Here is a 26043-nt window from a genome sequence, read left to right on the forward strand (position 1 = left end):
CAGGCCCCAGTCGTAGACGTTGTAGACGACCTCGTAGTCGGCGATCCGCTCGAAGGCGACGCCGGTGTGCCGGGCGACGAAGCGGAGTACACCGCGGCGGTACTCCTCGGTCGTGCCGGCCTCGCCCGCGAAGTCCCCGGCGTACATCTTGAAGATGCGCGAGATGAAGACGCGCCGGGCCGCGTGGTCGATCCGGCAGTTCCACTCGCTGCCGAGGAACTGCTCGGCAGCCGCGCGCAGCGTCTCGCGGAGCCGCGCGCCCTCGTACGCCGCGGGGCGCATCGGGGGGCAGCCGTTCGAGCCGCAGTTGATGGCGAAGTGGATGCGCGGCTCGGCGAACTGGCCGCGCAGGATCTCGTGCTCGATGTCGTCGAGGCTGACGGCGCGACCGCCCGCCACGTGCCGGCGGCGCTGGAAGAACCGGCCGTCGCGCGTCTTCCACACCGACCGGATCGGGTACTCGGCGATGATGGCGTGGAGCGTGAAGGCGTTGTAGGCGTTCAGCCAGTAGGCGAGGCGGTCCTCCTCGGTCGGGAAGCGCGCGGGGTCGCTCTCGGGGCTCGCCGCGCCGAGCTCGGTGACGAAGCGCTCGAGGAGGTCCCGGCGCTCGCCGAGACGGGCGTAGTCGACCTTCCCCTCGGCCGTCACGACATCGGCGAGGAGCGCGCTCCACGCGGCGTAGCGGAATGGCTCGGGCATCAGCCCTTCGCGGGCCTGCGGCCGGCGCGGCGCTTGCGCGGCGCGAGGGTGGCGAGGAGCGTGCGCAGGTCGTCGGCGTGCTCCTCCTCCATCTTCAGGATGTTCTCGATCAGCACGCGCGTGGTGGGATCGTCGTTGCCGAGCCAGCGGGCGATGTCGGCGTAGGACTCGATCGCGATGCGCTCGGCGACCAGGTCCTCGCGGATCATGTCGAGGAGCGACGCCTTCTCGTCGTACTGCGAGTGGCTGCGCGCCGCGAGACCCTCGGGGTTCAGGTTGGGCGAGCCGCCGAGCTGCACGATGCGCTGCGCGACCCAGTCCGCGTGCTGCTGCTCCTCGTTGGCGTGCTGCAGGAACTCCTGCGCGACGGGCTGGGCGTTGATGCCGTCGGCGGTGAAGTAGTGTCGCTTGTAACGGAGCACGCACACGATCTCGGTGGCAAGCACCTCGTTCAGCACCTCGATCACGCGCCGGAGGTCGGCCTTGTAGCCCTCCGTCACCGGTCCCTTCTCGATGTGCTGGCGCGCGCGCCGGCGGATCGCGGCCACGTCGGAAACGAAGTCGCCCATGCTGTCCTCCTTTCGCGCGCCTCCTTAGACCGCGGCCGGGGGATCGGTTCAACCCCTCGCGCGGGCGCCGCCGGACGTCAGGCCTTCTTCGAGGCGAGGTACATCGCGCCGGTCGGGGACTGGACCCCGCCCGCCGGCTCGAGCGTCACGGCGAAGACGTCGACGCTCGCCCCGCCCGGGAGCGGCGCGACCGCGAGCCTGCCCTTCCCCTGGGCGTCCACGCCGAACAGGCCAGCCGGGAGCGGCTTCCCGCCCGCGATCGCCCACAGCTCGTAGATCTTGCCCTCCGGCAGCGGGGGCAGGTCGGCCGCGACGAGGAGCCCCCCGGCATGCGCGTTCCAGATGATCCGCGCCTGCGCCTGCGGGTGCGGCGTCAAGCCCCCGAGCGTCACGAGCCGGGTCTCGGGATCGCCGAGGAGCGCGAGCGTGCGCTCCTGCTCGGCCGCCTGCGCCTTCACCAGCGTGAGCGTCCGCTCCTGCTCGCCGAGCCTCTGGCGCAGGTCGGAGACCGTCCGCACCTGCTCGGCGAGCTCGGCCTGCAGGCCAGCCGCCTCGCTGGCCATCTGCTCGAGGCGCACCTCGTAGCGCGCGCGCACCCAGCTCGCGCTCACCACCGCGCCGATGCCCGCGGCGAGCGCCACGCTCGCCGCCCAGCCGAGCGCCTGGCCCACGCGCGAGCGGCGGGCTGGGGACTCGCCGATGCGCTCGAGCAGCGCGTGCCGCACGCGGGCCGGGGGCGCCTCGCGGACGTCGGCGGCGGCGCCCGCGAGCGCTTCCTGGTACTCGACGATGGCGCGCTCGCACTCGGTGCAGCCGGCGGCGAGATGCGCCGCGAAGCGGCTCGCGTCCTCTCCCTCGAGCGCGCCGAGGACGTGCCCGGCCACCAGCTCGTCGAGCGGCTCGTGCGCCGCGCTCATGTCCGCGACCCCGCCCGCGCGCGCAGCCGCTCCATGCCGAGCCGCATGCGGGTCTTCACGGTGCCGAGCGGCAGACCCAGGCGCGCGGAGATCTCGCTCTGCGTCATCCCCTGCAGGTAGGCGAGCTCGATCACCTCCCGCTGCTCGGCGGGGAGCTCGCGCAGGACCCCGCGCGCCATCTCCCGGTCCTCCACCACGGAGCTCGGATTGCCCGTGGCCGCGGGTGCGGCGGCCGTGGTCTCCCTCGTCGGGGCGACGAACATCTCTTCCCTTCTACGAACCGAGCGCACCCGGTCGATTCCCCGGCTCCGCGCCCGCACCGTCACCCACGCCTCGGGGGAGCCCCGCCGGGGGTCGTACTCGCCGGCCGCGCGCCAGAGCTCCCAGAAGACCTCCTGCAGCACCTCGGCCGCGTCGTCCACGTCCCGCAGCATGCGGCGCAGGAGACCGAAGGCGAGCGGGGCGTAGAGATCGTAGAACGCCGTGAGGGCCTCGCGGTCGCCCGCAGCCATGCGACGGACGAGCTCGACGCCGGGGCTCGCCATCACCTCAGGCGCGAGGGCGGGCCGGCGGCTCTGCGCCGCCCCACGAGGCCCCGGCGATGATGCCGTCCTCGACCCAGCGCAGGAGGAGCGCGGCGGCCGCGGCGGGATCGTCGAACCCCTCGCAGATGGCCGCGAAGGCCTCGCCCGCGACGAGGCGGTCGAACGCCTGCTCTTCCACTGGGTCCATCGCAACGTGAAAGACGATGAAGCCCTCACGCCACACACGGAGCGCGCTGCGCGCGGGGGCGAGCGCCGTGGTCGGGTCGGCCCACAGGCGATGCACAGGCCAGGCGGTCACCAGGCGTGCGCAGGCCGGCACGACCGTGAAGCGGAGGTCCGGCCACTCCTCCACGGCGACGCGCCGGAGATCGGCGGCCGTGAGCGGCGCGGCATCGGGCGCGTCGAAGACGTGGAGCCGCATCGACTCGAGGCGCGCGAGGTCGGCCAGGTACGCGGGCTGGTACCCGCCGAGGAAGTCCGGCAGCGCGCGCCCGACGTGGCGGATGGAGGGCTCGGTGGACGGGTGGGCCGCGATGTACCCGCGCACCAGCTCCGCGAAGCCGTCGGCGCCGAGGACGGTCGCGACCTTGGGGAAATCCTCGCGCAGGGCCTCCACGATGCGCCAGAAGTACATCCCGGCGTAGATGTGCACGCGCTCGGCGGGCGCGAGCGTCGGCGTCGGCCGAACCGTCTCCAGGAGGACACGCTCGAGGACGGCCGCGGCCCCGGGTTGGCTCGCGATCGAGCGCCAGAAAGCGCGCTGCAGCTCACGCAGAGACGGCGTCGGCACCCAGCACCTCCGCCTCGGCCGCGCGCGCGCGCTCGGCCTCGGCGAGCACGACCTCCAGCTCGGGGATGTGGTCGTCCCACTCGACCAGCGTCGAGACCCGCCCGAGGCGGCGGACGGCGTGACGGTAGAGACGCCACACGGCGGGCGCGACCGGCGCGTCGTGCGTGTCGAGGAGATGCGTCCCCTTGTCGCTGTGCCCGGCCAGGTGGATCTGCCCCACGCGCGCCGGCGGGACGCCGTTCAGGTATGCCTCGGCCGAGAAGCCGTGGTTCACCGCGCTCACGTGGACGTTGTTCACGTCGAGCAGGAGGCCGCAGTCGGCGCGCTCCGCGACGGCGGCGAGGAACTCCCACTCGGGCATGGTCGAGTGCGTGAAGGTGACGTAGCTCGAGACGTTCTCGACCAGGAGGCGCCGGCCGAGGCGGTCCTGCACCCGCGCGATGCGCTCGACGACGGCCGCCAGCGCCTCTTCGGTGTAGGGCAGCGGCAGCAGGTCGTGCGCGTAGTGCCCCCCGAAGCTCCCCCAGCACAGATGGTCGGAGACCCAGGCGGGCTCGAAGCGGCGGGCGAGCTCGGCGAGCTCGGCCAGGTAGCGCTCGTTCAGCGGATCGGTCGACCCGATCGACAGCGACACGCCGTGCAGCACGAGCGGCGCCTCGGCGCGCACGCGCTCCAGCACCGCCAGCGGCCGGCCGCCGCGGATCATGAAGTTCTCGGAGATCGCCTCGAACCAGTCCGCGCGCGCCGTGCCGTCGAGGACACGGGGGAAATGCGGGGTGCGAAGGCCGATCCCGTGACCCAGGTATGGAAAGGAGTCGCGCACCGCGACGAAGCGGGGACGAGCGCCCGCCCCCGCTTCCCGGCCGGCCTACTTCTTCACCTTCTCGGCCACCTTGCCGCCCTTCTTGGTGCAGTCGGCCGCCGACATCTCGAGGACGCCCTTGCCCTTGCACCCGTTCTTGCCCGCGCACGAGTTCTCGGCGGTGGCGCAGGAGCCCTGCCCCTTGCAGGCGTTGACGCCCGCGCAGTTCACCATATCGCCGCCCGCCTTCTTCTCGTCGGCGCGTGCCGTGAGCGCGCCTGCCATGATCAGGCTCGCCGCCGCGCTCGCGATCAGCACTCCCTTGTTCACTCGCATGCGCTCCTCCTTGGGGGTTCGTGTGGTGTAGCGTCCGGACTGCCCCTCAGCCGCGAACGGGCCACGTCGACCGTTCCTACGCCGCCGCACGGCCGTCCGGATCTCTCGTGAGCGGCGCCGCGCTCGAACACGGCGGCCACGGGATCGTTACCGGCGTTTCCGGGTGAGCCTCTGTGCCGGAGCGGCGTCATCGGACCGACGGGTCCACGCCGCTCATAATCCAAGGGCCGGGCCGGGCGCAACGGATGCCTCCTCCGCCAGACCGGCGCCGAGCCGCAGCGGGTAGCAAGCTCCGTCGACGGCGCAACCCCGGTCCGGCACCCCTTCAACCAGCCCCTGCGCCGGTATACCTACGAGGCGGAGGCGAAGCAGCAGGAGCTCCACCGAAGGGCAAGAACGGCGTGGCGATCAGAGCTGCGCCGGAGAACGTCCGCGGACGCGAGAGGACCGACCGATGACCGAACCTGCAAGCAAGCGTGTCGCCGTCGTGGTGGGAGTCGGCGCTGGGCTGGGCGCGGCCCTTGCCCGCCGATTCGCGCAAGGCTACAGCGTCGCACTCGTCGCCAGGAGCGCCGATGTCACCCGCACGGTCGCAGAGGAGATCAGGTCGGCAGGCGGAGTCGCGCTCCCGCTACGGAGCGACGCGACGATCCCGGAACAGGTCTCGGCCGCGCACGAAGAGATACGCCGCGTACTCGGGGCTCCGGAGGTGCTCATCTACAATGGCGGCCGACGCCCCTTCGGAACGCTGCTCGACACCGCTCCCGAGGTGTTCGAGGCGACCTGGCGTGTGCATGCATTTGGCGCGTTCCTGTGGGCGCGCCAGGTCGTCCCCGAGATGCTGGCCCGCCGACAGGGAGCGATCCTGATCACGGGTGCGACCGCGGGCGTCAAGCCGGGGCCGTCGTCAGCCGCCTTTGCGCCCGCCAAGTTCGCCGTGCGTGGGCTGGCACAGGTGATGTCCCGCGATCTTCATCCGCAGGGGATTCACGTCGCGTACGTCAACGTCGATGGCGCGATCGACATGCCCGTGGTCAGGCAGTTCCTGACCCATCTCGAGGACGAGGACCTGCTGAAGCCCTCCGCGATCGCGGATGCCTTCTGGTACCTCGCCCATCAGGATCCGAGCGCCTGGAGCCACGAGCTCGACGTACGTCCGTTCAAGGAGAAGTTCTGACATGGGACCGCGTTGATGCACAACAAGGTGGGTATCTTCGACGCCAAGACGATCTGCACCGCAGTTTCAACTGGACCCGCGCCGCCGAGAAGCGCAACGATGAAAATCTGCTGATCGTCGATGGGACGCGGGTGGCGGCGGCCTACGAGAAGTTCGTCTTTCAGCGCATCCTCATCAAGGAGACGCTGGTGGACCCCCTGGCGTGACAGCCCTGCTCGGCGCCTCCAGCGCGGGCACGGCCGGCGGAGGCGGCGACGTTGGGCAAGGAGGACGGTGATGGCGGCACCGAAGAGAGGGGCACGACGCATGGAGACCGGGCTGAAGCTCGGCTACGGGTGGGTGCCCGACCTGCCGGACAATCGCGACACACTCTACGGCGTCGTGCGCAAGGTACCGGCCCAGCTGCCACGGTCCGTTGACCTGCGCCACCTCTGCTCGGCGGTCGAAAATCAAGGAGACCTCGGCAGCTGCACGGGCAATTCGCTCGCCGGCGCGGTGGAGTTCCTGGAGAAGAAGAACCGGCTCCCCCTGGTGAACGTGAGTCGGCTCTTCATCTACTACAACGAGCGCGTGATCGAGCACAGCGTCCGCGAGGATGCGGGCGCCATGCTTCGCGACGGGATCAAGACACTCGTGAAGCAGGGTGTCTGCTCGGAGAAGAAGTGGCCGTACGTGATCTCGAAGTTCGCCGTCAGGCCGAGCCCGGCGTGCTACAAGGAAGGGGCCAATCATCAGGTCACCGCGTACGCGCGCCTGCAGACGGTCGACGAGATGCGGGCGTGCCTGGCGGAGGGATATCCGTTCGTCTTCGGCTTCACGGTCTACGAGAGCTTCGAGTCCGACCAGGTCGCCAGGACCGGTGTGGTGCCGATGCCGAGGCCAACGGAGAGGGTCCTCGGCGGGCATGCGGTGCTGGCGGTGGGGTACGACGACGCGCAGAAGCGCTTCCTCGTCCGCAATTCGTGGGGGAGCGGGTGGGGCTTGAAAGGCTACTTCACAATACCCTACGAGTATCTCGGCAACCGCGGCCTATCGGACGACTTCTGGACGATCCGGCGTGAGGAGAACTTCTAGCCACCCGGCCCGGCGACGGCGCTTCGCGGCCATCCTGCTTGCGGGCGTCACCGCGTCGGCCGCGACGGCGGCGGCGGTGACGGCTTCGGGCCGAAGGCTGTGCGCGGCCGCCGCCGAGGGGGCGGCGGAGTCGCGCCTCGCCGTGCTCTCCGCCTTTCCCGCGGAGCTGGCGCCGCTGGTGGCCGCCGCCGAGATCGAGACGACCGTGGAGGCCGACGGACGCCGGTATCACCTCGCTCGGCTCGAAGGGGTGCGCGTCGTGCTCGGCCTGGCCGGGATCGGCATGGTGAACGCCGCGACCACGACCGCCAGCGTGATCCGGAGCTTCGAACCTGCCGGGATCATCGTGAGCGGAGTGGCCGGAAGCCGTTATCGCATCGGCGACGTGGTGGTCGCCGCCCAGTGGGTCGAGGAGAGCGGCGGGCGCGTCTTCCGAGCGAACCCGGCGCTGGTCGAGCTCGCGCGGCGGGCCGCAGATGCCTTGCCGGCGCCGCTCCAGAGGTGCACCCGCGTTCCACCGACGTCTCCCGATGCCGCGACGGTGTGCCTGCGGGACGATCCGCTGGTCATCTTCGGCCAACGGGGGCAGACCAACGACCCATCCGGGCAGCCGTTCCCGTGCGTGCCCGGGGGTGGTGAGGTATTCGGCTGCGAGCTGCCCGGGGCGCCGGCGTTGGGCGCGCGCGTCACGCCGCGTCCGGCCGTCGCGACGGACCAGGAAGTCCAGGACATGGAGACCGCCGCCGTAGCGCGGGTCGCTGCCCGGCACCGTGTCCCCTTCCTCGGCGTCCGCGCCGTCTCCGACGGCGCTGGCGACCCGCTCGGCGACCGGGGGTTCCCGGCGCAGTTCTTCGACTACTATCGCCTGGCGGCCGAGAACGCGTCGCTCGTCACACGCGCCTTCCTCGCCCGGCTGAGCAGGATCGCGGGCGATCCCTCTGCTCGCCGCATTTGCCGGCTCCTCGCGCATCGCCGCTGGCGACGCGCCGCCGCGCGCCTGCGGGCCGAGGCGCGGGTGCGGATGGACGGCGTCGAACCGGCTCCTCGGGCCGGGCTCATTCGCTGAGCGCCCGTGGACAGGTCTCTTCCGCGTCCGTGATCCTGCCCAGCAGCCGCAACAGGGCGTCGAGGATCGTCACGGGATGCGGGGGACACCCGGGAACGTAGAGATCGACGGGCAGGACGGCTTCCGCCCCGTTGTGGACCTCGGGGTGGCCGACGAACGGCCCGCCGGCGATGGCGCACGCCCCCACCGCGATCACGAGCTTGGGCGGCGGCACCGCATCGTAGGTCTTCCTGAGCGCGAGCTTCATGTTCTCGGTCACGGGCCCGGTGATGAGCAGCCCGTCGGCGTGGCGCGGAGAGGCGACGAACTGGATGCCGAACCGACCCAGGTCGAACACGATCGTGTTCAGCACGTTCACGTCCGCTTCGCACCCGTTGCAGCCGCCCGCGCTCACCTGACGCAGCTTGAGTGACCGCCCGAAGATGCGCCGGCTCTCCTCGTCCAGCGCCGTGGCCAGACGGAACGCCTCTCCCCCAAGGATGAGGTCCTGGCGCGTCCGGGTCCCGAGCCGGTGGTCCCGGCCGTAGACGATCGCGCCCTCCGGGCACGCCTCGACACATGCGGTGCAGAAGAGGCAGCGCCCCAGGTCGAGCCGCAGTCCCCCACCGTCGCTCCGGATGGCGTCGGTCGGACACGCGTCGATACAGGCCGCGCAACCGGCGCGACACTTCGCCTCATCGAGCCGGGGGCGGCCCCGGAACCGGTCCGGCAGCAGGGGCTCCGCGTCCGGGTACGCGATCGTCCGATGCCCCTGCCGCAGGCGCGCGACGACCGCCTTCAGCACGACCGCGCCTCAGAGGTCATGGCCACAGTACGACAGGTTGAAGCTCTTGTTGCAGAGCGGAAAGTCCGAGATCTGCTGCCCGCGGAGCGCGATCGCGAGGCCCATCCAGTTGTGGAAGGAAGGATCCACGACCTTGTAGCGCGCCAGGCGCCCGCGACCGTCGGTCATGGCCACGTGACAGATCTCTCCGCGCCATCCTTCGACGAGCCCGACCACCAGCCCGTCCGCCCGAGCGGGCCCGAGCGCGGCGCGCGTCGGCCCATCGGGTAGCACCGTGAGCTGCTCCCTCACGAACGCCGCCGACCGCTGGATCTCCAGCCACCGGACGTACGCGCGCGCGAAGACGTCCCCCGTGTGCCACGTGGACAGCGGGACCTGCGAGAAGCGGAAGAGGCCGGAGGGGAACTCGTGACGGACGTCGCGCTGGAGCCCGCACGCCCGCGCGACGAGCCCGACCAACCCGAGCTGCTCGCACGCCGCCCGGGACAGCGGCCCCGTCTCCTCGAACCGCGCCTGGACGGAGGGCTCGTCCCAGAGGAGCCCGACGGCGCTCGTCACATCCGTCATCGTGCGCTCGAGCCTCTCGAGCAGCTCGGCCGCGCGCGGCGCGTCCACGTCGAACCCGACGCCCCCTGGTCTGACCATGCCGCGACCGAAGCGACTCCCACACAGGAGCGCGGTCATGTTGAGAAACTCGCCACGGAGCCGGCCGCAGTACGATGCGGTCGGGAGATAACCCACGTCGCCCGCCAGAGCGCCCAGGTCGCCGGTGTGGTTGGCGAGGCGTTCGAGCTCCAGGGCGACGGCACGCAGCACCTCCGCCCGTGCCGGCACCCGGACCCCGCCCAGGCCTTCGAGCGCCTGGCAGTACGCCGTCGTGTGGCCGACCGAGGTGTCGCCCGCGAGCGTCTCCATGTAGTGGACGGTGCGCTTGTTCGGGCCCCCGACCAACGCCCGCTCCACACCGCGGTGCTGGTAGCCGAGCGACACCTCCAGGTGGAGCACGTGCTCCCCGTGGCACTGGAAGCGGAAGTGGCCGGGCTCGATGATCCCGGCGTGCACCGGGCCGACGCCGACCTCGTGCACCTCCTCACCTCCGACCCGGAAGAAGTCCTCGACGCCCGGACGAGGCGACTGGCCATCCACGAGCGGCCACGCATCGTGCCCCGCGCGGTAGGAGCGATGGAAGCGGATGCGCTTCAACCAGGGGTGGCCGAGCGGCCGAACGCCGCACTGCTCGGCCACCTCCCGCTCGAACCAGTGTGCCTGGGGGCAGTCGGGCGTGAGCGCCGGATACGCCTCGCCGACGAGCATGGAGCAGACGGACAGGATTCCCTCGTTCCCGTGCGCCAGCACCGCGATCAGGTGGACGTCGTCGCCCTCGAGCGGGTGTCCGAAGAGCGCGGCGATGCGGGCTCCATCGCGGACGCCGGCGAGGACGGCGTTGCGGAAGTCACCGGCCGTGAGCACGGGGACGTCCCGCAGATGCGCTACCTCGGCGTTGCGGAGGGAGAGCACCCGCATCATCCCAGGGCGCTCGCCGCACTCTCGATGGCGGAGCGCACGACCGGTGGAATGTAGAGACCAAGGAGGAGAACCACTCCGACGAGCGCGACGGCCGGCGCGACGCTCAGGAGGGGCTCCCTCCGGGCGGTGGGGACCCGCGCATCGTTCGGCGCGCCCTGCGCCATCCCTAGCACCGCGGTGGCCATGCCCACGAAGATGACGGCCAGGAGGGCCAGATACGTGATCGCCACCGTGGCGCGCCCCTGGTCCAGGGCCGCCTTGAGAATCGTGAGCTCACTCGTGAAGGAACCGAAGGGTGGAGACCCCGTGATCGCGAAGAGAGCAGCCACCCAGACGACTCCCGACACGGGGAGGGTCCGCAGCACGCCGCGGACGTCGTCCGCCGACTTCGACCGGTAGGCCGCCAGGATGTTCCCCGCCACCAGGAACAGCGCCGCCTTCGTGAGCGAATGGTTCACGGCGTGGAGCATGCTGCCGAACGTGGCGGCTCCTCCCAGGCCGAGGCCCAGCGTCAAGATGCCCATGTGCTCGACGCTCGAGTAGGCGAGCATCCGCTTGTAGTCGCTCTGACCTGGAATGAAGACGGCCGCCACCGCCATCGAGAGCAGCCCGAACCCGATCAGCAGTCCCTGACCGAACGCCGCCTGCCCGGCCGCCGCGCACACCTGCTGCGCTCTCATGATGCCGAGGAGCGCGCAGTTGAGGAGCGCGCCCGAGAGCAACGCCGACACCACCGAGGGCGCTTCGCTGTGGGCGTCGGGGAGCCACGTGTGCAGGGGGGCGAGCCCCACCTTGGTACCGTAGCCGACCAGGAAGAGGAGGAACGCCGCTCTGAGCCACGCGACGCGGAGATCGCTCGCGCCGTGCAGCAGGTCGGGTAGGACGAGGCCGACGGACGTGATGCCGTGGCCCGACGCCGCGACGGCAAGGAAGAAATTCCCGAGCAGCGCGAGCGCGATCCCGACCGAGCAGATGAGCAGGTACTTCCACGTCGCTTCGAGGGAGCGATGGTGTCGGTGGAAGTAGATCAAGGGCGCGCTCGCCAGCGTGGTGGCCTCCACGGCGATCCACAGGAGTCCGAACGCCTGGCTCGTGGTCACCAGCGTCATCGCGGCCAGGAACAGCAGCAAGCAGGCGGTGAACGTGGCCTCCGGCGCATTGTCGAAGAGGAAGCCCTCCTCGAAGTCCTCGCGCCCTCCGGGCATCTCGCGGCGCAGGTACGCGGCGGCGTAGACGGCAGCTGCGAGGAAGAGCACGCTCGTGATGCTCAGGAACAGTCGCCCGAGTCCGTCGAGCCCGAGCCAGCCGCCCCACCACGGGGCTGGCTCGGCGACCCAGGTCGCCCCGGTGAGGGTTGCGTGGGCGACACCGGCCAGGACCAGAAGCATCCGGCGAGGGGCATTCGCCCGCACGAAATACGCGACGAGGCCCGCCAGCGTCGGGATCAGCAGCAGGGCGGGGATCATCGGTCCCAGTCCCTGAGGACGGTCAGTTGATCGGTGTCGATGTGATCGAACTCCCGGCCGATGTGGAACACGACGATGCCCATCACCAGGACCGCGACGAGGAGGTCCAGAAGCACCCCGAGCTCGACCAGCATCGGTGTACCCTCCACGACTCCTACCCCGAAGGCGTAGATGCCGTTCTCCAGCACGAGGTAGCCGAGCACCTGGCTGAGGGCTGTCTTCCGGCTGACGATGAGGAAGAGCCCCATCAGGATCGTGAAGAATGCGACCGGGACCACGAGGGGCGAGAGCGCGGGATTCGGCTGCGGAAGGCGGGCGGCCAGCCAGAGGGAGGCGGCGAGCGCCAGCGTGCCGAGGAGCAGTGACAGGCTGTGGCCGACGAAGGGCTCGACCTCGCGCCGCACGTCGGCATCGCGGAGCGCCCGCGACAGCAGCCAGGGAAAGGCGACGCCCTTCAGCCCCGTGCTGGTCAGTGCCAGGACCGGGGCACGAACGGAAAGGGCGCTCTCGCGTGCCAGCAGCGTCAAGAACCCGAGAAGGACGCCCTGGAGAGCGACGAGCCGGATACAGGCGCTGAGCCGGCTCGAGCCCAGGAGCGCGAAGTTGGTGAGGACGATGCAGATGAGGACCATCTCGACCACGTCGTTCACCCTCCTCACCTCAGGACGAGCAGAAGCGCGAGCACGGACAGGACGCCTGCGCCGACGAGCAGGTTCGGAACGCGCACGAGGCGCAGGCGTGCCATCGACGACTCGATGAGGCCGGTCAGGACGCCCAGAGCCAGCATGGCGACCGTCGCGGCGGCGCTATCGAGCCACCTGTTGTCGCTGTGGACGGGAAGGACGACGCCGATCAGCAGCGTGCCGAGCAGCCAGAGCTTCACGGCAGCCGCATACAGAATGAATGCGAGGTCCGGGCCGCCGTGGTCGAGGATCATGACCTCGTGGATCATCGTGAGCTCGAGGTGCGTCGCCGGGTCGTCCACCGGGATGCGCCCGTTCTCGACCAGGAAGACGACCAGAAAGGCCGCGGCCACGAGCGCGAGGGCCGGGGCGGCCTGCGCCCAGACCTCGACCGTCACCCTGGAGAGAATCGGCGACAGCGACAGGCTCCCCGTCGTCCGCGCGACGGCCGCCAGGCCGAGCAGCAGCGTCGGCTCGGCCAGGGCCGAGAATGTCACCTCGCGGCTGGCGCCCATGCCCTCGAAGCTCGAGCCGGTGTCGAGCGCAGCGATGACCGTGAAGAAGCGGGTCAGGGCAAGGAGGTACGCAAACACGAACAGATCGCCCGGGAAGGACACGAGCGCGAACGAGCCGCCGTAGGGGACGAGCGCCGACGCAAGCACGGTGGCGGCGAGCCCCACGACCGGTCCGGCGCGGAAGACCCAGGTGGTCGTACGGCTGTACACGGCTCCCTTTCGCATCAGCTTCCGCAAGTCGCGGTACGGCTGAAGGAGCGGCTGGCCGACGCGCCCCGCGATGACTGCCTTCGTCCGGGTGATGACACCGACGAGCAGCGGGGCGAGGCCGAGCGCGAGCGCCGCGGGGAGCAGGGACGGGACGCTCATGCCTCTCCGAGCTTCCACAGGAGGAGAGCGAGGAGAGTGAGGGCGATGTAGAGGATGTAGAGCTGGACGCGGCCATGCTGGAGCCACCGGAACGCGAACAGGCCTCTGCCGAGTCCGCTGAAGATGGGCCGGTAGACGCGCTCGCGGCAGATGTCCGGGGTCTCCGTCGAGAGGGAAGCGGCCTCCGGGAAGAACCCCTCTGGTCGCGAGAGCCGTTGGCGAGTGCCGAGGAGGAGCCCGAAAAGGTCCGTCAGCGGCTGGGCGAACGACGAGGCGGTGTACTGCATCCTCGGCGACGGCTGGAGGTACCCGCAGTCCCAGGTGACCACTTCTCCCACCGGCCGGCCCCCGAGCAGCCGCCCACGCAGACTCAGGACGACCACCACGAGCGCAAGCAATCCCAGAGCGCACCCGGTGACCGAGCCGAGGGGTCCGGCGGTCTGCATCACCTGCGCCTGCACGCTCGCAGAGGGCAGGCCCGTCACCTCGGTGAGCACCGGCGCGAGCGCCCCAACGAGCGCCGGCGAGGCCACTCCGATGACGACGCAGGCGGCCGCGAGAAGCTGCATCGGCAGCCGCATGGCCGGTCCGACCTCGCGGGCGTGGGCCGCGTGCTCGCTGCGCGGCTCACCGAGAAAGGCCACGCCAAAAGCCTTGGTGAAGCATGCGGCGGCGAGGCCCCCGATCATCGCCAACCCCGCGATGACCACGAGTGCCGGGACCGCTCCGGCATTGCCGAGCGATGTCGCGCCCTCGAATGCCCCGAGGTAGATCAGGAATTCGCTCGCGAATCCGTTGAGGGGCGGCAGGCCCGCGACGGCCACGGCTCCGGTGAGGAAGGCGATCCCGGTCCACGGCATCCGTCCGAGCAGCCCGCCGAGCTCCTCGATCGTTCGCGTCCGCGCGCTGTGGAGCACGGCGCCCGCCCCGAGGAAGAGGAGCCCCTTGAAGACGGCGTGATTGACGACGTGGAGGAGGCCGCCCCCGAAACCGAGCACCGCGAGGGCGGGGGAGCCCACGTGCATTCCCACGAGCCCCAGGCCGAGGCCCAGCGCAATGATGCCGATGTTCTCGACGCTGCTGTACGCGAGCAACCGTTTCAGATCAGACTGCGCGAGCGCGAGGAGGACCCCAAACACGCCGGACGTCACGCCCACCGCGACGAGCAGCCACCCGGCCCACCAGGGAAGAGGCCCGAGAAAGGTGAGTGTCCGGAGGAGGCCGTAGATGCCCGTTTTGATCATGACGCCCGACATCACCGCCGACACGTGCGAGGGCGCCGCGGGGTGGGCTTCGGGGAGCCACACGTGGAAGGGCATGAACCCGGCCTTGGTGCCGAACCCGACGACGGCGAGGATGAAGAGCAGTCCGCCGCCGGAAGCCGCTCCGAAGCGGTCGAAATCGAGCGAGCCCGTGCCTCGCCCGAGCAGGATGAACAACACCAGCAGCCACGCCGTCCCCAGGTGTGTCGCGACCAGATAGGTCCAGCCGGCCTGGCGGACGCTCTCCTCGTCGTCCTCGTACGTGACGAGGAAGAAGGACGCCAGCGCCATCATCTCCCAGGCGACGAGGAACAGCACCGCGTTCCGGGCCACCACGACCATCGCCATGCTGGCGACCAGCAGATCGAAGAAGAACCACGACGCGGCGGGCGATCTCTCGCCACGATGCGCGACCATGTACTCGGCGCCGTACACGGCCGCGAGCGCCGACAGCCCGAACATCGGCAGCAGGAAGAAAGCGGACAGTGCGTCGATCTGCACGAAGAACGCACCATAGGGAACCTGCCACGTCATCCGGAGCGACTGGCTGGGCTCGCCCAGGAGGATGCGGCTCGCGGGAATCAGGCCTGCCACGCATCCCGTCACCGCGCCGCCGACCCCGAGAGCCGTCGCCCAGCGTGCGGACCGCTGCGCGACGAGCGCGCCGAGCGCGCCCCCGACGAGCAACCCGAGGGCAAGAAGGAACAAGAGCACCTATCCCGCCCCGTCGATCGCCGAAGCGCGTCCGAGACCTTCCTCGACCCGCTCGCACTCGCGCAGCACTTCTTCACGCGAAGCCTGGCGGATCACCGCCTCCTTGAAACCGGGGTCGTGGAGCGCAAAGGAGAGCCGTGAGAGCAACCGCAGATGGGCGCGGACGGTCGGGCTGATCAGCGTGAACAGCACGTGCACGGGCTTCCCGTCCAGGGCGCCGAAGTCGATCGGCTTCTCGAGGAAGCACAACGTCACCACGGGACGAGGCACGTGAAGGACGATCGGGTTCCGCACGTGAGGGATGGCGATGCCGTCCCCTATGCCGGTGGACTGCAGGGCCTCCCGGGCCAGGAGCACGCGCAGCAGGAACTCCCGATCGACCTCCTCCGGGAGACGCAGGTGCTCGACGACCGCGCGGAGAACGGATTCCTTGTCGGTACCGCCCAGCCGGTAGAAGATGCCGCCGACCCGCAGGGCTTCGAGCAGGCCGGGGATCGGCGTCGCGTTGCTCTCGGGTTCCTCGAAGAGGGCCGCCGAGACGTTCATCCGCCGCGACGTCGCCCACTCGAGAAGTTCCGCGCGGTTGAAGCGATACTGCTCGTTGACGCGATACGCAGGCAGGACGCCCTGCTTCACCCACCTGTAGATGGTCTTCTCGGAGACGCTCAGGAGCGTCGAGACGTCGCGGACAGTGAGCTGCATTCGTCCCTTGGGTTGCCCAGCCGTGGCTCGTAGTGGACAGGTCCGGACATGTCAAACTGCGATGTGAACGGCGACAGCGCCCGCAACACAGTTGCGCCTTCATCTGCAACCCGTTTGGATGCCCCTGAGGACCTCGTCATCGACCTCGGGGTGGGTGGCGGCTGCACCAACAGAGAAGGAGGCCGAGACATGCGCGCCCTGGTGACGACCCTGGGGGTGGTTCTGACGCTCGGCATCGCGGTCGGCGGTCTGCCGGCGGAGAGCGGGGCGGCGCACGCGACTCTCGGCTGTCCGGCGACGGCGCATGCCGGCCGGCAGCTCGGGATCGAGGTCGCGATCGACGTCGGGACGACGCCGCTCGGCGCCTATTCGATCGCCGTCATGTACGATCCTGCCGTCCTGACGCTCGTGTCGGTCGCGGGGGGAAGTGCGGCCGACTTCTCGGGCAACCCGAGGACGAATACGCCGACGCCGGGGACGACCAACCTCTCGGCCTTCCAGAGCGCGAGTCTCACGTCGCCGACGGGCGTCGTGAGCGTCGCCATGATCACCTTCGATGTCGCCGCGACCGCGAGCGCGACCACGGCCATCGGCCTCACGGTGAAGACCCTCTTTGACACCAACTCCGTGGCGATCCTCCCGGCGACGGGAGCGGGGTGCAGCGTGTCGGTGACGGGCGCGGGGTCGACCACCACGTCAACTACGAGCACGACCATCGCGACGAGCACCACGTGACAACGCTCGCGCCGTCGACCGCCATCGCCGGCAACCTCCCCCCGGATTGCAGCGCCGCGGCCGCCAGCCCCGCCGTGCTCTGGCGGCCGAATGGATCCGGACGGTAAGCGGGAGAAAGCCGAGGCCGCTTCGTTCTCGAAAGGCGGAGCAGAACTTTTCAGCCGGACGCCAAGACTGAGCGTGGCGTCGGCAATCCGGGGTGCGAACAGGAACGGTTCGGGAAGTGGCCGACGTTCTCCGAGGTGCACAGCAGTGTTGCTCCTTGCTGCCATCACCTCCGGATGCACAATGAGCATGACCGGGCGGCAGCCGCAGGATGGGGAAGGGGCTGGCGCCCCGCTTCAAGGGAATCGGGGAGCTGCGGGCAATGATGACGAGGAGGGGGGCGATCCGCACCAAAGAAGCGAGGAGGCCTACAGGAACAAGCGCTTCCTTACGGCGTTCCACCTTGCTCCGGATCGATATGCATCGCTGAAGGGGATCGACACGCCGAGCATGACTGTCGGCATGGCGTGGCGCTCGAAGAGCGGCACCAAAGGGACCAGCCGCCTGGAACAATGGTCTGCCATCGCATCGGCCTCAGCCAGCCGGGGTGAGGATGTGTTTCGCCTCGGAGTTCACGTCCTGTCTCTCGAATCCGGGACGCCAAGGGAAGATGAGGCCATCGGAAGTTCCGAGGAACGACTGTTTCGTCCAACAACCCGGCTCGACGCGGGAGTGGAGCCAAGCGTCGGTTGGTATCGCGAGGGTGCCGTATCGCCCTTTGTCGAGCTGGGCACCACGCCGCTCAATGGCATCCTCTCCCCCACGGTACGAGGCCATGCAGGGGCTACCGGACGGCTCGGTGACCGCATAGAGCTATCTGCTGACGCATCCCGAGAGTCCGTCATGGAATCGATCCTGTCCTATACCGGCATCATCGACCCGACGACCGGGAGGGGTTTCGGCCGGGTCGTCGAGACTGACGGCAAAGGGAGCGCGTCATATTCGATTACCGAACGCTGGGATGCCGCTGCCATGGCTTCGTTGGGCGTCAGGACGGGAAAGGATGTCGCCGACAACGTGCATACCGCCGCCGAGCTGAGCCTCTCTTACGATCTGAAACTCCCCAAGTTTGATTCTTTCACGGTCGGCCCCGAATACAGCTTCGAGCGGTTCGACCACAACCAGAGCGGATTCACATTGGGGAACGGCGGCTACTACAGCCCACAGAGCCTCCACAGGATCGGCATCGGGGTGAACTTCCTCAGTCTCGAAGCACGGGACCTCGTGGTCCGCGGCAGCGTGTCCCCCGGCTGGCAGCATAGCCGGGAAGGGGGGGTTCCCGTCTTCCCCTCGAGCGAGGGCAGCGGACGCACCGCCACGGCCAGGAAGGATAGCCCCGATTTCGACAGCGAGGTCGACGCCGTTTACCGCTTGACCGATCATTGGTCATTGGGTGGACTTGCACATGTCGAACGGAGTCCGCAGTTCAACGAGTTGTTCGCAGGGATTTCGTTGAGGTTCAGCTTCGGCGCGCGCAGCTCGCTGATGAGCACTGACATCCCGGCGTTTCCCCTTCACTGAAGACCCCGACGGTGGCGCAAGAGGCGACCGTGGCGAGGCGTTTCTGCAGGTGACGGCGGCGGCGGGTGAGGGCGGCGGCGCCCCGGGTTCGGGACGGGGCGCTAGCGGCTACGGCTTCCCGGCGCTCACGCGCAGCCGCACGGGCTACCCGTCGCCGCGACGGTCGCCAGAGGTCCCGCGTTGCCTGCCTCGTCCACGGCGCGGAGCGCGAAGTAGACGGCGCCGGAGGGCGGTTGGAACGTCCGTGACTCCGCCGTTCCTGCCGGCGCTGGTGGTGCGATCGCGACCGGCGTGGCGCTCGCGAAGTTGGCGGGCGTGATGGGCGTAGCGGAGGCACGCAGCTCGTAGGCGGTCGCGGTACCGCAACGGCCGTCGTCCCCGACCGCCGTCCAGCGAAGCGTGACGTTGCCACAGGCACGGAGATTGGTGATGCGCGCCGGGCGACGCGTGTCGGCGCCGAAGCTCCCCGTGTTCCACTCGTCGTGGCGGAACTTCCGCCACTGGTCTGCCTGGCAGGTCGCGCCGGCGGTCCGCCACACGAAGAGCTCGCCCAGCCGAGTGGTCTGCACCACCTCCACCCTGCCGTCGTCGTCGAGGTCGCCAATCGAGGGGGTCGACGTCTGCCAGTGGCCCGTGAGCTTCGGCCACCCCGCGGGCTCGAACCCCGCCGCGTCGAAGGCGTGCACGAAGAACCCGCCGCTCGACTCGATGACCTCCGGCAGCGCGTCCCCGCTGATCTCCGCCACCGCCGGCCCGTTGAAGAACTGCCAATCCTCGATCACGCGCGGGAAGCCCGGCTTCGGCGTTCCCGTGGTCGCGTCCCACCCCGACAGCAGGTGGTCGAAGATGATGCGGGGGCCGTCGCCGGCGGCGAGCGCGAGCAGGCCGTTGCCGACCTCGCCGGCGAAGTAGTCGAGCCTCCCGTCGCCATCGATGTCGGCGAAGGCGCCCTGCGCGACGTAGAAGTGGCCCGGCTGATCGGACGACCGCGCGAGGCCGCCCTCCGGCGTGGTCTCCTCCGCGTCGCTGCCGGCTCCGGTGGCGCCGAACGTGCCCTGCAGGGTCCGCAACGTCGAGCCGTCGGCGTTGTAGATCGTCGCGTCGCCGAGGAAGCAGCCGAGCGCGATCTCCTTCGTGCCGTTGCCGTCGAGGTCGGCCACCACCGGCGAGGTCACCACGCCCTGCGCCACCAGCGGCACGGCGTTCGGATTGATCGACGTCGGCTTCACCGGCCAGCCCGGCGCGATCGTGCCGTTCGGCTTGATGACGTAGGCGCGCCCCGAGCCGCCGACACCGCCGGGCGGCGGTTGCGGCGAGGAGTACGTCTCATCGGTGCCGATGACGATCTCGTTCGTGCCGTCGTTGTCCACGTCGGCGATCGCCGCGCTCGAGATGATCGCGCGCGGTGCGAACGCGTCCACGCCGGACGCGGACGAGGAATCGAAGACCTGGATCGGGAAGGGCGCCATTCGGGTTCCGTTGGCGTGCCAGACGTAGAGCTTCTGGTCGATGGCCCCGACCACGATCTCGAGCTTGCCGTCGCCGTCGAGGTCCCCGAGGGCGGGCACGGCGCCTATGCCCTCGGGGTGATTCTTCGGGATCTGGGCGTGCGTCCCGTAGGGGTCGCGGCTCGTCCCGGGGTCGGTCGCTACCGGGAAGCCCGCGCAGGGCGTCGCGTCGGCATGCCAGCAATACACCTTTCCGTCGTCGGCCGCGGTCACGATCTCCTGCTGGCCGTCGCGGTCGAGGTCCGCGACCGCTACGCCCCCGATGATCGCCGCGTAGGAGAGCGGCACGAGATTCTGCACGAAGGCATCGGACTTGGTGAGCGGGAGGCCGGCCGGCAGGTCGGTGTGGACCGGGAAGCCGGGGAGATCGGTCCCGTCGGAGCGCACGGCGTGCACCTCGCCGTTGCCGTCCCCGAAGATGATTTCGAGCTTGTTGTCGCCGTCGAGGTCGACCGTCGCCACCGACAGCGTCTCGAGCGACCCGTCGAAATGCCGCGGGAAGCCCGGCTGGTCGTCCTGGTCGTGATGGCGGACCCAGACCGCCATGCGGTCCTCGCCCTGGTTCCCGCGGTTGTCAGTGACCCGGAGCCGCAGCGTGTAGAGCCCGTTCGAGAGCGCCGTCGTGTTCCACGACGCTGTGAAGTTGCTCACGAGATCGGCCGAGGAGAGGCCGGGGTCCGAGGCGATGCCGCTTGCCGTGGCGAGCGTCGTGAAACTCGTCGGCTCGACGCCCTGGGCGACCTCGAGCGAGTAGCCGAACCTCGGGGCCCAGCGCGCGTTGGCATAGAATTGGACGTTGACCTGCCCGTCCACCAGCGTGTACCAGTCCGGGGTGTTGATGTCGGCCTCCGGCGGGATAGTGGTCACCCACACCTGGTCGACCGCCCTCTGGGCATTGATGCGGCCGTAGCCCGTCCACCGGTCCCAGCCGCTCGAGACCGGATAGGCGGTGCCGTCGGTCACCGTGATGTCGTCGGCGGTCCGGTCGATGATCTGGCGGACCTCCTGCGCGGAGATGTCCTTGAGCGCCAGTCGGTCGACGGGCAGCTCGCCCGAGGCGATCAGGTCGTGTGCGCGCGAGAAGATGAGCGCCGCCACGCCCGCCGCGTGCGGCGTCGACGACGACGTGCCGCTGGCGGTATTGTCGTAGTGGGCGTGGTCGGGGAGGCCGCTGGAGAGGAGGCCCATCGACGCCCCCGGCACGTCGGTCGGACCCAGCACATCCATGTGCGCACCGTAGTTCGAGAAGTTCGCCTTCTGGAGCCACGTGGTGGTGCCGTTGCGGCTGTTCGGCGTGACGGCGCCGATCCCCATCACGTCGTCGAACACCGCCATGAAGTTGTGGTGGAAGGAGAACTCGTTCGCCATCGCGTTGACCGCGAGCACGTTCTTCCGCGTCGCGTAATCGAAGGCGCCGCGCAGCATGCGCGAGGCCGTGGTGCAGCCAAGCGACATGTTGATCACCCGCGCGCCGTGGTCGACGGCGAAGATCGCTCCCCTGGTGACGCCCTCGCTCGAGCACACGAAGGTGTTGTCGATGCGCACGTTCATGAGCGGGCAGCGCGGGCAGACGCCGGCCACCCCGAGCGTGTTGTCGGTCTCGGGGGCGACAATGCCCGCCCGCCCCGTACCGTGCCCGAAGTAGCGGTGGTCGAACTCGTCGCCGTCGTTGTCGTTGGCGTCCCAGCCCGAAAGGTCGTCGACGTAGCCGTCGCCGTCGTTGTCGACGCCGTCGGCGAAGACGCGCAAGTCGCCGCGGTCGACCGCGCCGTCGCCGTTGAAATCGGTGACGCGCGCGTCGCACGAGTAGTCGACGACGTTGAAGACGCCGTCGTTGTTGCAGTCCCAGGGGTCGGCGGCCGGCGCGTGGCAGCAGGGACCGCTGGGCACGGGCAGCTCGCCGCGGTTGAGCCAGATCTTGTGGCGCAGATCCTCGTGGTCGTAGTCCACGCCCGAGTCCAGCACCGCGATGACGACGTCCGGGCGGCCCGTCGAGGCCTGCCAGGCAAGGTCGGTCGAGATGCCGCTCGCGCCCGTCGTCGTGGGCACGTTGTCGTTGTAGCTGAGGAGGTTCCACTGCCCCGTCGGCCCGTTGCACGAGGACGACGGCGGGCAGGTGGCCGGCGCGAACAGGGGGTCGTTCGGCGGCGTGCTCGGGAAGATGGCAAGCGCCGTGACCGCGACCAGCACGAGGAGGACAGAGAGGAGGGCTCTTCGCATCAGACGATCTCCTCGACCGTGCGAGGTCGCCGCCCGCTGCCCCGCTCCGCGGAAACGGGATACCGGGCTGGACCAGGTCGCTCTCTAGGACCTGTCGGGCCGGCTCGGCCAGCCGCAAGCTCCGAAGGGGCATCGACGCAGGCGACGCGACGGAGGCCCTTTGCCCCCTTGACACAGCATCTCTCCGCTCCGTATGATGAGTCTAGACTCACTGAGTTATAACTCAGTACCCGCGAGGGATCGATGCAGGCAGCGACCCGGCAGGAGCAGAAGGCGGCGACGCGGGACCGGTTGGTCAATGCGGCGATGGCCCTGTTCGCGCGGAAGGGGATCGTGCAGACGACGACCGCCGACATCGCCAAGTCGATCCGCATGTCCCACGGGGTCGTGTTCCTGCACTTTCCCAAGCGGGACGACCTGGTGATCGCGGTGATCGACGAGTTCGGGCGCCGGTTGGGGGTGGAGTTCCGCCAGGCCCTGGAGCAGGACCTGGGGCTCCGGGCCGTGCTGCGGGCGCACCTGCGCGTGCTGGCCGAGTTCGAGCCCTTCTACGCGCGGCTGGTGACCGAGGCGCCGCTGCTGCCGCCGAAGGTGCGCAGCACGCTGTTGATGCTGCACGCGGCCGTGTCCCAGCGGCTCTTCCTGGCGCTGGAGCGGGAGCGCAAGGCGGGCCGCGCCCGCAGGTTCGAGCGGCCGCTGCTCTTCAACACGTGGATCGGCCTCGTGCACCACTACCTGGTCAATCGAGACCTGTTCGCCACCGGGGATTCGGTGATGTCGGAACACGGAGATGCCCTGGTGCAGCACCTCATGACGCTGGTGAAAGCCTGAAAGGAGAGACCATGGCCGACAAATGCCCGTCCTGCGGTTCCTGTGGAATGCCCCTCGAGAAGCCCGAGGACTTTGCGTTGGGGGACGTCACCCGAGCCTACTGCCGCTACTGCACGGATGCCCGCGGCGAGCTGCTGCCCTACGAGCAGGTGCTCGAGACCAACACTCGTTACTACGTGCAGTCGCAGGGCATCACGCCCGACGCGGCGACGCGCCTGGCGCAAGCCCTGCTGGCGGACATGCCTGCGTGGCGGGGCCGACACTGAGACGTAGCGTGATCCGGGAGGCAGGGCCAGGCGCGCCGTGGAGCGCGGCGCGGTCGGCGGGACCTCTCTAACGGCCGAAATTCGGGAGTGGGAGGAGCCATGCTGGATCATCTCGAAGTGAAGGTGGAGGACCTGGCGACGGATAGGCAAGGTGAGACCCGGAGGTTTTTCATGAATCTGGAAGGTGGTTGTTCGTGCGCAGCTGTGCGGTACAAGTTGACGGCCAATCCCCTCATTGTTCATGCCTGTCACTGCCGGGACTGCCAGCGTATTACCGGCAGCGCATTCGTGATCAACATTTGGATTGAGAAACAATTCGTGAAGACGAATGCGGCAAGTCCGAAGTCATTCACACTCAAAGGAGGCAGCGGGAAGGATCACGAGGTGTTCTTCTGCGACAAGTGCGGTACCTACGTATGGAGCCGCTATCACGGTGCGCCCGGCGACTACTTGTTCGTTCGTGCCGGGACGCTCGACAAGCCCGACACGGTCAGGCCCGATGTTCACATCTTCACGAGGAGCAAACTGCCGTGGCTGGATCTTCCAGAGGAGGTGCCAGCGTTCAAGTCGTTCTATAAGATCGAGGAAGTCTGGTCAGCCGAGAGCAGGGAGCGGCTGCGTCGCAACCGCTCTGGGCAGACCTGATCAGGCCGCGGGCGCGCCTGTGGTTGTGGTGCCACCGCGGCGCTCACCGCCGCGCGCGTCCTCGAGTTCCTGCGGGGGGCTCTAAGCTACCGCCGATGGCGCGGACGGTGACCCGCTGTGGGTGGTGCGGAACGGACCCTCTCTACGTCAGCTACCACGACGATGAGTGGGGTGTCCCGGTTCATGACGACCAGAAACTGTTCGAGTTCTTGATACTCGAAGGTGCCCAGGCCGGCCTGAGCTGGATCACGATCCTGAGGCGGCGGGAAGCCTACCGCCAGGCCTTTGCCGGCTTCGATGCCGAGCGCGTCGCGCGCTTCAATGCCCGCAAGGTGGAGCAGCTCCTCGGAAACCCGGGCATCGTTCGAAACCGGCTCAAGGTTGAATCCGCGGTCAAGAACGCCCGCGCCTTCCTGCGCGTGCAGGACGAGTTCGGGAGTTTCGCCGCTTATCAATGGCGTTTCGTCGACGGGCGCCCGCGACAGAATCGCCCGCGAGCGGTCGAGGACATCCCAGCGAAGACCGACGAGTCCGACGCCTTCAGTAAGGACTTGATACGCCGTGGCTTCGGATTCGTCGGTTCCACCATCATCTACGCGCACATGCAGGCCGTCGGCATGGTCAATGACCACGTCGTGGGTTGTTTCCGCCAGCGTGAGGTGGCCAGGATTGGATGAGCGAATCACCCGTACTCGACGGGCCCGGACTCGTGGACGCACGCGATCAGGCCGGCGATGGCCTACGTCTTCGAGCCGGCAGCACACCTGATGAATCCGCCCCACCGCCTCGCTGTCGGCCATCAACAGCAGGATGGCGCGGTTGTAAACAACGATCTCCACGTCGCCCTGGTCGTGCTCGATGCGAAGCTCGTTGTACTGAGGCACCTCGCCGCCTCTCGCGGCGCGCCGTTCCGCGGCCCACGGTGGGGTTGTGCGCCCAGGGCCGGTTCCGTCCGTTGCCTCGGCCGATCTGGTACTGAGCCATCGCGGACATTGACACCAACCAGCGGGCCTCACATCCCGATCCTAGGAGGTGCCTATCTGCTCCCGCGCGCAGGCGATCCCAGGACCACGCCACGCGAGGTGTTAGGCGCGACCCTCTTGACGGCGAGGTCGTTCGCAGCCTATTGAGAGTCGACTTTCGTCGCTGCGTCGTGTGCTTTTGCCTTAAGCACGCCCTATGTCTGGACCCGCACCTACATCCGCTCCTCGAAGGGTACGGAAGGGTGATCGACCGGCTCGGCTTCTACTTCCCCGAGCCGGAGGGGGCGGACAATGCGGCCTGTAAGCGGCCCATCGGGGCATACCGGTGAGCCCATGATGTCCTCACGCGGGCGACTCGGCTGGGGGCTGCTGGCGCTGGCGGTCTGGGCCGGCGGGCCGGCGCCGGTGCGTGCCGACCTGGACATCTCCGGGACCTGGAACGTCTGCATCGTGTGCGACACGCACCTCCTCTGCCAGGACGGGCTCGACACCTGGACCGTCACGCAGGCCGACACGACCCTGACCCTCGTTGTGGCTGGCGGACTCGCCACGCTCACGGGCGTGATAGATCCGAGCACCGGAGTCTTTGATGCGTCGTTGGTGGAGGGCGACCTCTCTGTCATGGGCGTCGCGACTCCCGGCTCCCTGAGCGGAAGGTTCCAGTTCCTGGAGGACGGGAGCTTCTCCGGTCTGCGCGCCTGTGACATCGCTGCGCCCGAGGCATGCGACGACGGAAGACGGTGCACGGCCGACTCCTGCAGTGAGATCCCACTCTCGATCTGCGGCACTACTGTCTCGTGCACTTACCACACGCTCCCCGGCTGCTGCGAGGCGGACGCCGACTGCGAGGATGGCAACCCCTGCACGATCGACCGCTGCGACGCCGCGGGCCAGTGCAGCCATGCACCGGGGAACGCGGGGGCCGTGTGCCGACCGGCCGCGGGCGCGTGCGACGTCGCGGAGAGCTGTGACGGGGTGAGCCCCGACTGCCCGACCGACATCACTCGCCCCGACGGGACGCGGTGCGACGACGGCAACAGCTGCACGCGCCGCGATAGGTGCAGGAGCGGGATGTGTGCGGGGATATGCAAGCCGAGCAAGGCGTGCGCCTCGACCTGCGGAGCGCCCTTGCCCTGAAGCCGCGGCTCAGCGCCCTTTACGGAAGGGGCGGCAGGCGAGTAGGAGACCGTTCGGGCAAATGCTGCGCACTGGCTCCGTCTTCCCTAGCTTCGCGAGCCACCGAGCCCTTCCAACCTCTGTGCGGCTTGGTACGCATTGTGGCCGTGTGACTT

Annotated in this window: 25 protein-coding genes; 10 read left to right on the forward strand and 15 right to left on the reverse strand. The window is 69.3% G+C overall.

Annotation, left to right across the window (positions count from 1 at the left end):
- The 7 genes from E6J59_17015 to E6J59_17045 form a co-directional block, all read right to left on the reverse strand.
- A partial coding sequence (locus E6J59_17015) for a DUF547 domain-containing protein (GenBank protein TMB17225.1) occupies nt 1–699 on the reverse strand: 699 nt, incomplete at its 3' end.
- Nucleotides 699–1268, reverse strand: coding sequence for a bacterioferritin (locus tag E6J59_17020; protein ID TMB17226.1), 570 nt, complete (start codon nt 1266–1268; stop codon nt 699–701). The genes E6J59_17015 and E6J59_17020, both read right to left, overlap by 1 nt.
- Before the next feature lie 77 nt (nt 1269–1345).
- Nucleotides 1346–2185: a hypothetical protein gene (locus E6J59_17025; protein ID TMB17227.1), complete on the reverse strand. Its 840-nt coding sequence runs from the start codon at nt 2183–2185 to the stop codon at nt 1346–1348.
- Nucleotides 2182–2730 (reverse strand): sigma-70 family RNA polymerase sigma factor, encoded by a 549-nt coding sequence (locus tag E6J59_17030; protein TMB17228.1) that lies wholly within the window; start codon nt 2728–2730, stop codon nt 2182–2184. The genes E6J59_17025 and E6J59_17030 overlap by 4 nt, the downstream gene beginning before the upstream one ends.
- Before the next feature lie 4 nt (nt 2731–2734).
- Nucleotides 2735–3520, reverse strand: a complete 786-nt coding sequence (locus E6J59_17035) for a DUF2063 domain-containing protein (GenBank protein ID TMB17229.1) — start codon at nt 3518–3520, stop codon at nt 2735–2737.
- Nucleotides 3498–4343, reverse strand: coding sequence for a DUF692 domain-containing protein (locus E6J59_17040; GenBank protein ID TMB17230.1), 846 nt, complete (start codon nt 4341–4343; stop codon nt 3498–3500). The genes E6J59_17035 and E6J59_17040 overlap by 23 nt, the downstream gene beginning before the upstream one ends.
- A gap of 45 nt (nt 4344–4388) precedes the next feature.
- The gene (locus E6J59_17045) at nt 4389–4658 is read right to left on the reverse strand and encodes a hypothetical protein (GenBank protein ID TMB17231.1); all 270 of its coding nucleotides are present in this window, start codon (nt 4656–4658) and stop codon (nt 4389–4391) included.
- 454 nt (nt 4659–5112) lie between these two features.
- Between E6J59_17045 and E6J59_17050 the strand changes: the two genes are divergently transcribed.
- From E6J59_17050 to E6J59_17060, 3 genes are all read left to right on the forward strand, one after another.
- A complete protein-coding gene (locus E6J59_17050; protein TMB17232.1) occupies nt 5113–5835 on the forward strand; it encodes an SDR family NAD(P)-dependent oxidoreductase in 723 nt (240 codons plus the stop codon).
- A 306-nt stretch (nt 5836–6141) separates the two neighbouring features.
- The gene (locus E6J59_17055) at nt 6142–6909 is read left to right on the forward strand and encodes a peptidase (protein TMB17233.1); all 768 of its coding nucleotides are present in this window, start codon (nt 6142–6144) and stop codon (nt 6907–6909) included.
- Entirely contained in the window at nt 6848–7975 is a 1128-nt protein-coding gene (locus tag E6J59_17060; protein ID TMB17234.1) for a 5'-methylthioadenosine/S-adenosylhomocysteine nucleosidase, read from the forward strand. Before E6J59_17055 ends, E6J59_17060 begins: the two co-directional genes overlap by 62 nt.
- Here the strand turns inward: E6J59_17060 and nuoB are convergent.
- Genes nuoB through E6J59_17095 form a run of 7 tightly spaced genes read right to left on the reverse strand, consistent with a single transcriptional unit; the run spans nt 7965 to nt 15997 of the window.
- Nucleotides 7965–8759 (reverse strand): NADH-quinone oxidoreductase subunit NuoB, encoded by a 795-nt coding sequence (nuoB, locus tag E6J59_17065; GenBank protein ID TMB17235.1) that lies wholly within the window; start codon nt 8757–8759, stop codon nt 7965–7967. The genes E6J59_17060 and nuoB overlap by 11 nt on opposite strands.
- A 9-nt stretch (nt 8760–8768) precedes the next feature.
- Nucleotides 8769–10286, reverse strand: a complete 1518-nt coding sequence (locus E6J59_17070) for a hydrogenase (protein ID TMB17236.1) — start codon at nt 10284–10286, stop codon at nt 8769–8771.
- Entirely contained in the window at nt 10283–11752 is a 1470-nt protein-coding gene (locus tag E6J59_17075) for an NADH dehydrogenase FAD-containing subunit (protein TMB17237.1), read from the reverse strand. Before E6J59_17075 ends, E6J59_17070 begins: the two co-directional genes overlap by 4 nt.
- Nucleotides 11749–12411, reverse strand: a complete 663-nt coding sequence (locus E6J59_17080; GenBank protein ID TMB17238.1) for a hydrogenase — start codon at nt 12409–12411, stop codon at nt 11749–11751. Before E6J59_17080 ends, E6J59_17075 begins: the two co-directional genes overlap by 4 nt.
- On the reverse strand, nt 12408–13319 hold the full coding sequence (locus tag E6J59_17085; GenBank protein ID TMB17239.1) for a hydrogenase: 912 nt from the start codon (nt 13317–13319) through the stop codon (nt 12408–12410). Before E6J59_17085 ends, E6J59_17080 begins: the two co-directional genes overlap by 4 nt.
- Nucleotides 13316–15289, reverse strand: a complete 1974-nt coding sequence (locus E6J59_17090; GenBank protein ID TMB17240.1) for an oxidoreductase — start codon at nt 15287–15289, stop codon at nt 13316–13318. Before E6J59_17090 ends, E6J59_17085 begins: the two co-directional genes overlap by 4 nt.
- A gap of 6 nt (nt 15290–15295) precedes the next feature.
- Complete coding sequence (locus E6J59_17095) at nt 15296–15997, reverse strand: helix-turn-helix domain-containing protein (GenBank protein TMB17241.1); 702 nt, start codon at nt 15995–15997, stop codon at nt 15296–15298.
- Nucleotides 15998–16045: 48 nt separating this feature from the next.
- On the opposite strand from E6J59_17095, the gene E6J59_17100 reads away from it, so the two are divergent.
- Both E6J59_17100 and E6J59_17105 read left to right on the forward strand, forming a co-directional pair.
- Complete coding sequence (locus E6J59_17100; protein TMB17242.1) at nt 16046–16732, forward strand: hypothetical protein; 687 nt, start codon at nt 16046–16048, stop codon at nt 16730–16732.
- Nucleotides 16733–16822: 90 nt separating this feature from the next.
- Entirely contained in the window at nt 16823–18298 is a 1476-nt protein-coding gene (locus E6J59_17105; protein ID TMB17243.1) for a hypothetical protein, read from the forward strand.
- Between the two features lie 125 nt (nt 18299–18423).
- On the opposite strand, the gene E6J59_17110 is transcribed toward E6J59_17105, so the two are convergent.
- A complete protein-coding gene (locus E6J59_17110; protein ID TMB17244.1) occupies nt 18424–22026 on the reverse strand; it encodes a hypothetical protein in 3603 nt (1200 codons plus the stop codon).
- Between the two features lie 243 nt (nt 22027–22269).
- Between E6J59_17110 and E6J59_17115 the strand changes: the two genes are divergently transcribed.
- The 5 genes from E6J59_17115 to E6J59_17135 all read left to right on the forward strand — a co-directional run bounded on the left by E6J59_17115 (nt 22270) and on the right by E6J59_17135 (nt 25888).
- Nucleotides 22270–22857: a TetR/AcrR family transcriptional regulator gene (locus E6J59_17115; protein ID TMB17245.1), complete on the forward strand. Its 588-nt coding sequence runs from the start codon at nt 22270–22272 to the stop codon at nt 22855–22857.
- Between the two features lie 11 nt (nt 22858–22868).
- Nucleotides 22869–23123 carry a hypothetical protein gene (locus tag E6J59_17120; protein ID TMB17246.1) on the forward strand — a complete coding sequence of 85 codons (255 nt, stop codon included), beginning with the start codon at nt 22869–22871 and terminating at the stop codon, nt 23121–23123.
- Nucleotides 23124–23300: 177 nt separating this feature from the next.
- Entirely contained in the window at nt 23301–23768 is a 468-nt protein-coding gene (locus E6J59_17125; GenBank protein TMB17249.1) for a GFA family protein, read from the forward strand.
- Between the two features lie 95 nt (nt 23769–23863).
- Nucleotides 23864–24445, forward strand: a complete 582-nt coding sequence (locus E6J59_17130; GenBank protein ID TMB17247.1) for a DNA-3-methyladenine glycosylase I — start codon at nt 23864–23866, stop codon at nt 24443–24445.
- 639 nt (nt 24446–25084) lie between these two features.
- A complete protein-coding gene (locus tag E6J59_17135) occupies nt 25085–25888 on the forward strand; it encodes a hypothetical protein (protein TMB17248.1) in 804 nt (267 codons plus the stop codon).
- Nucleotides 25889–26043: the final 155 nt, after the last annotated feature.

This window comes from Deltaproteobacteria bacterium (assembly GCA_005879795.1).
GTDB lineage: Bacteria > Desulfobacterota > Binatia > DP-6 > DP-6 > DP-6.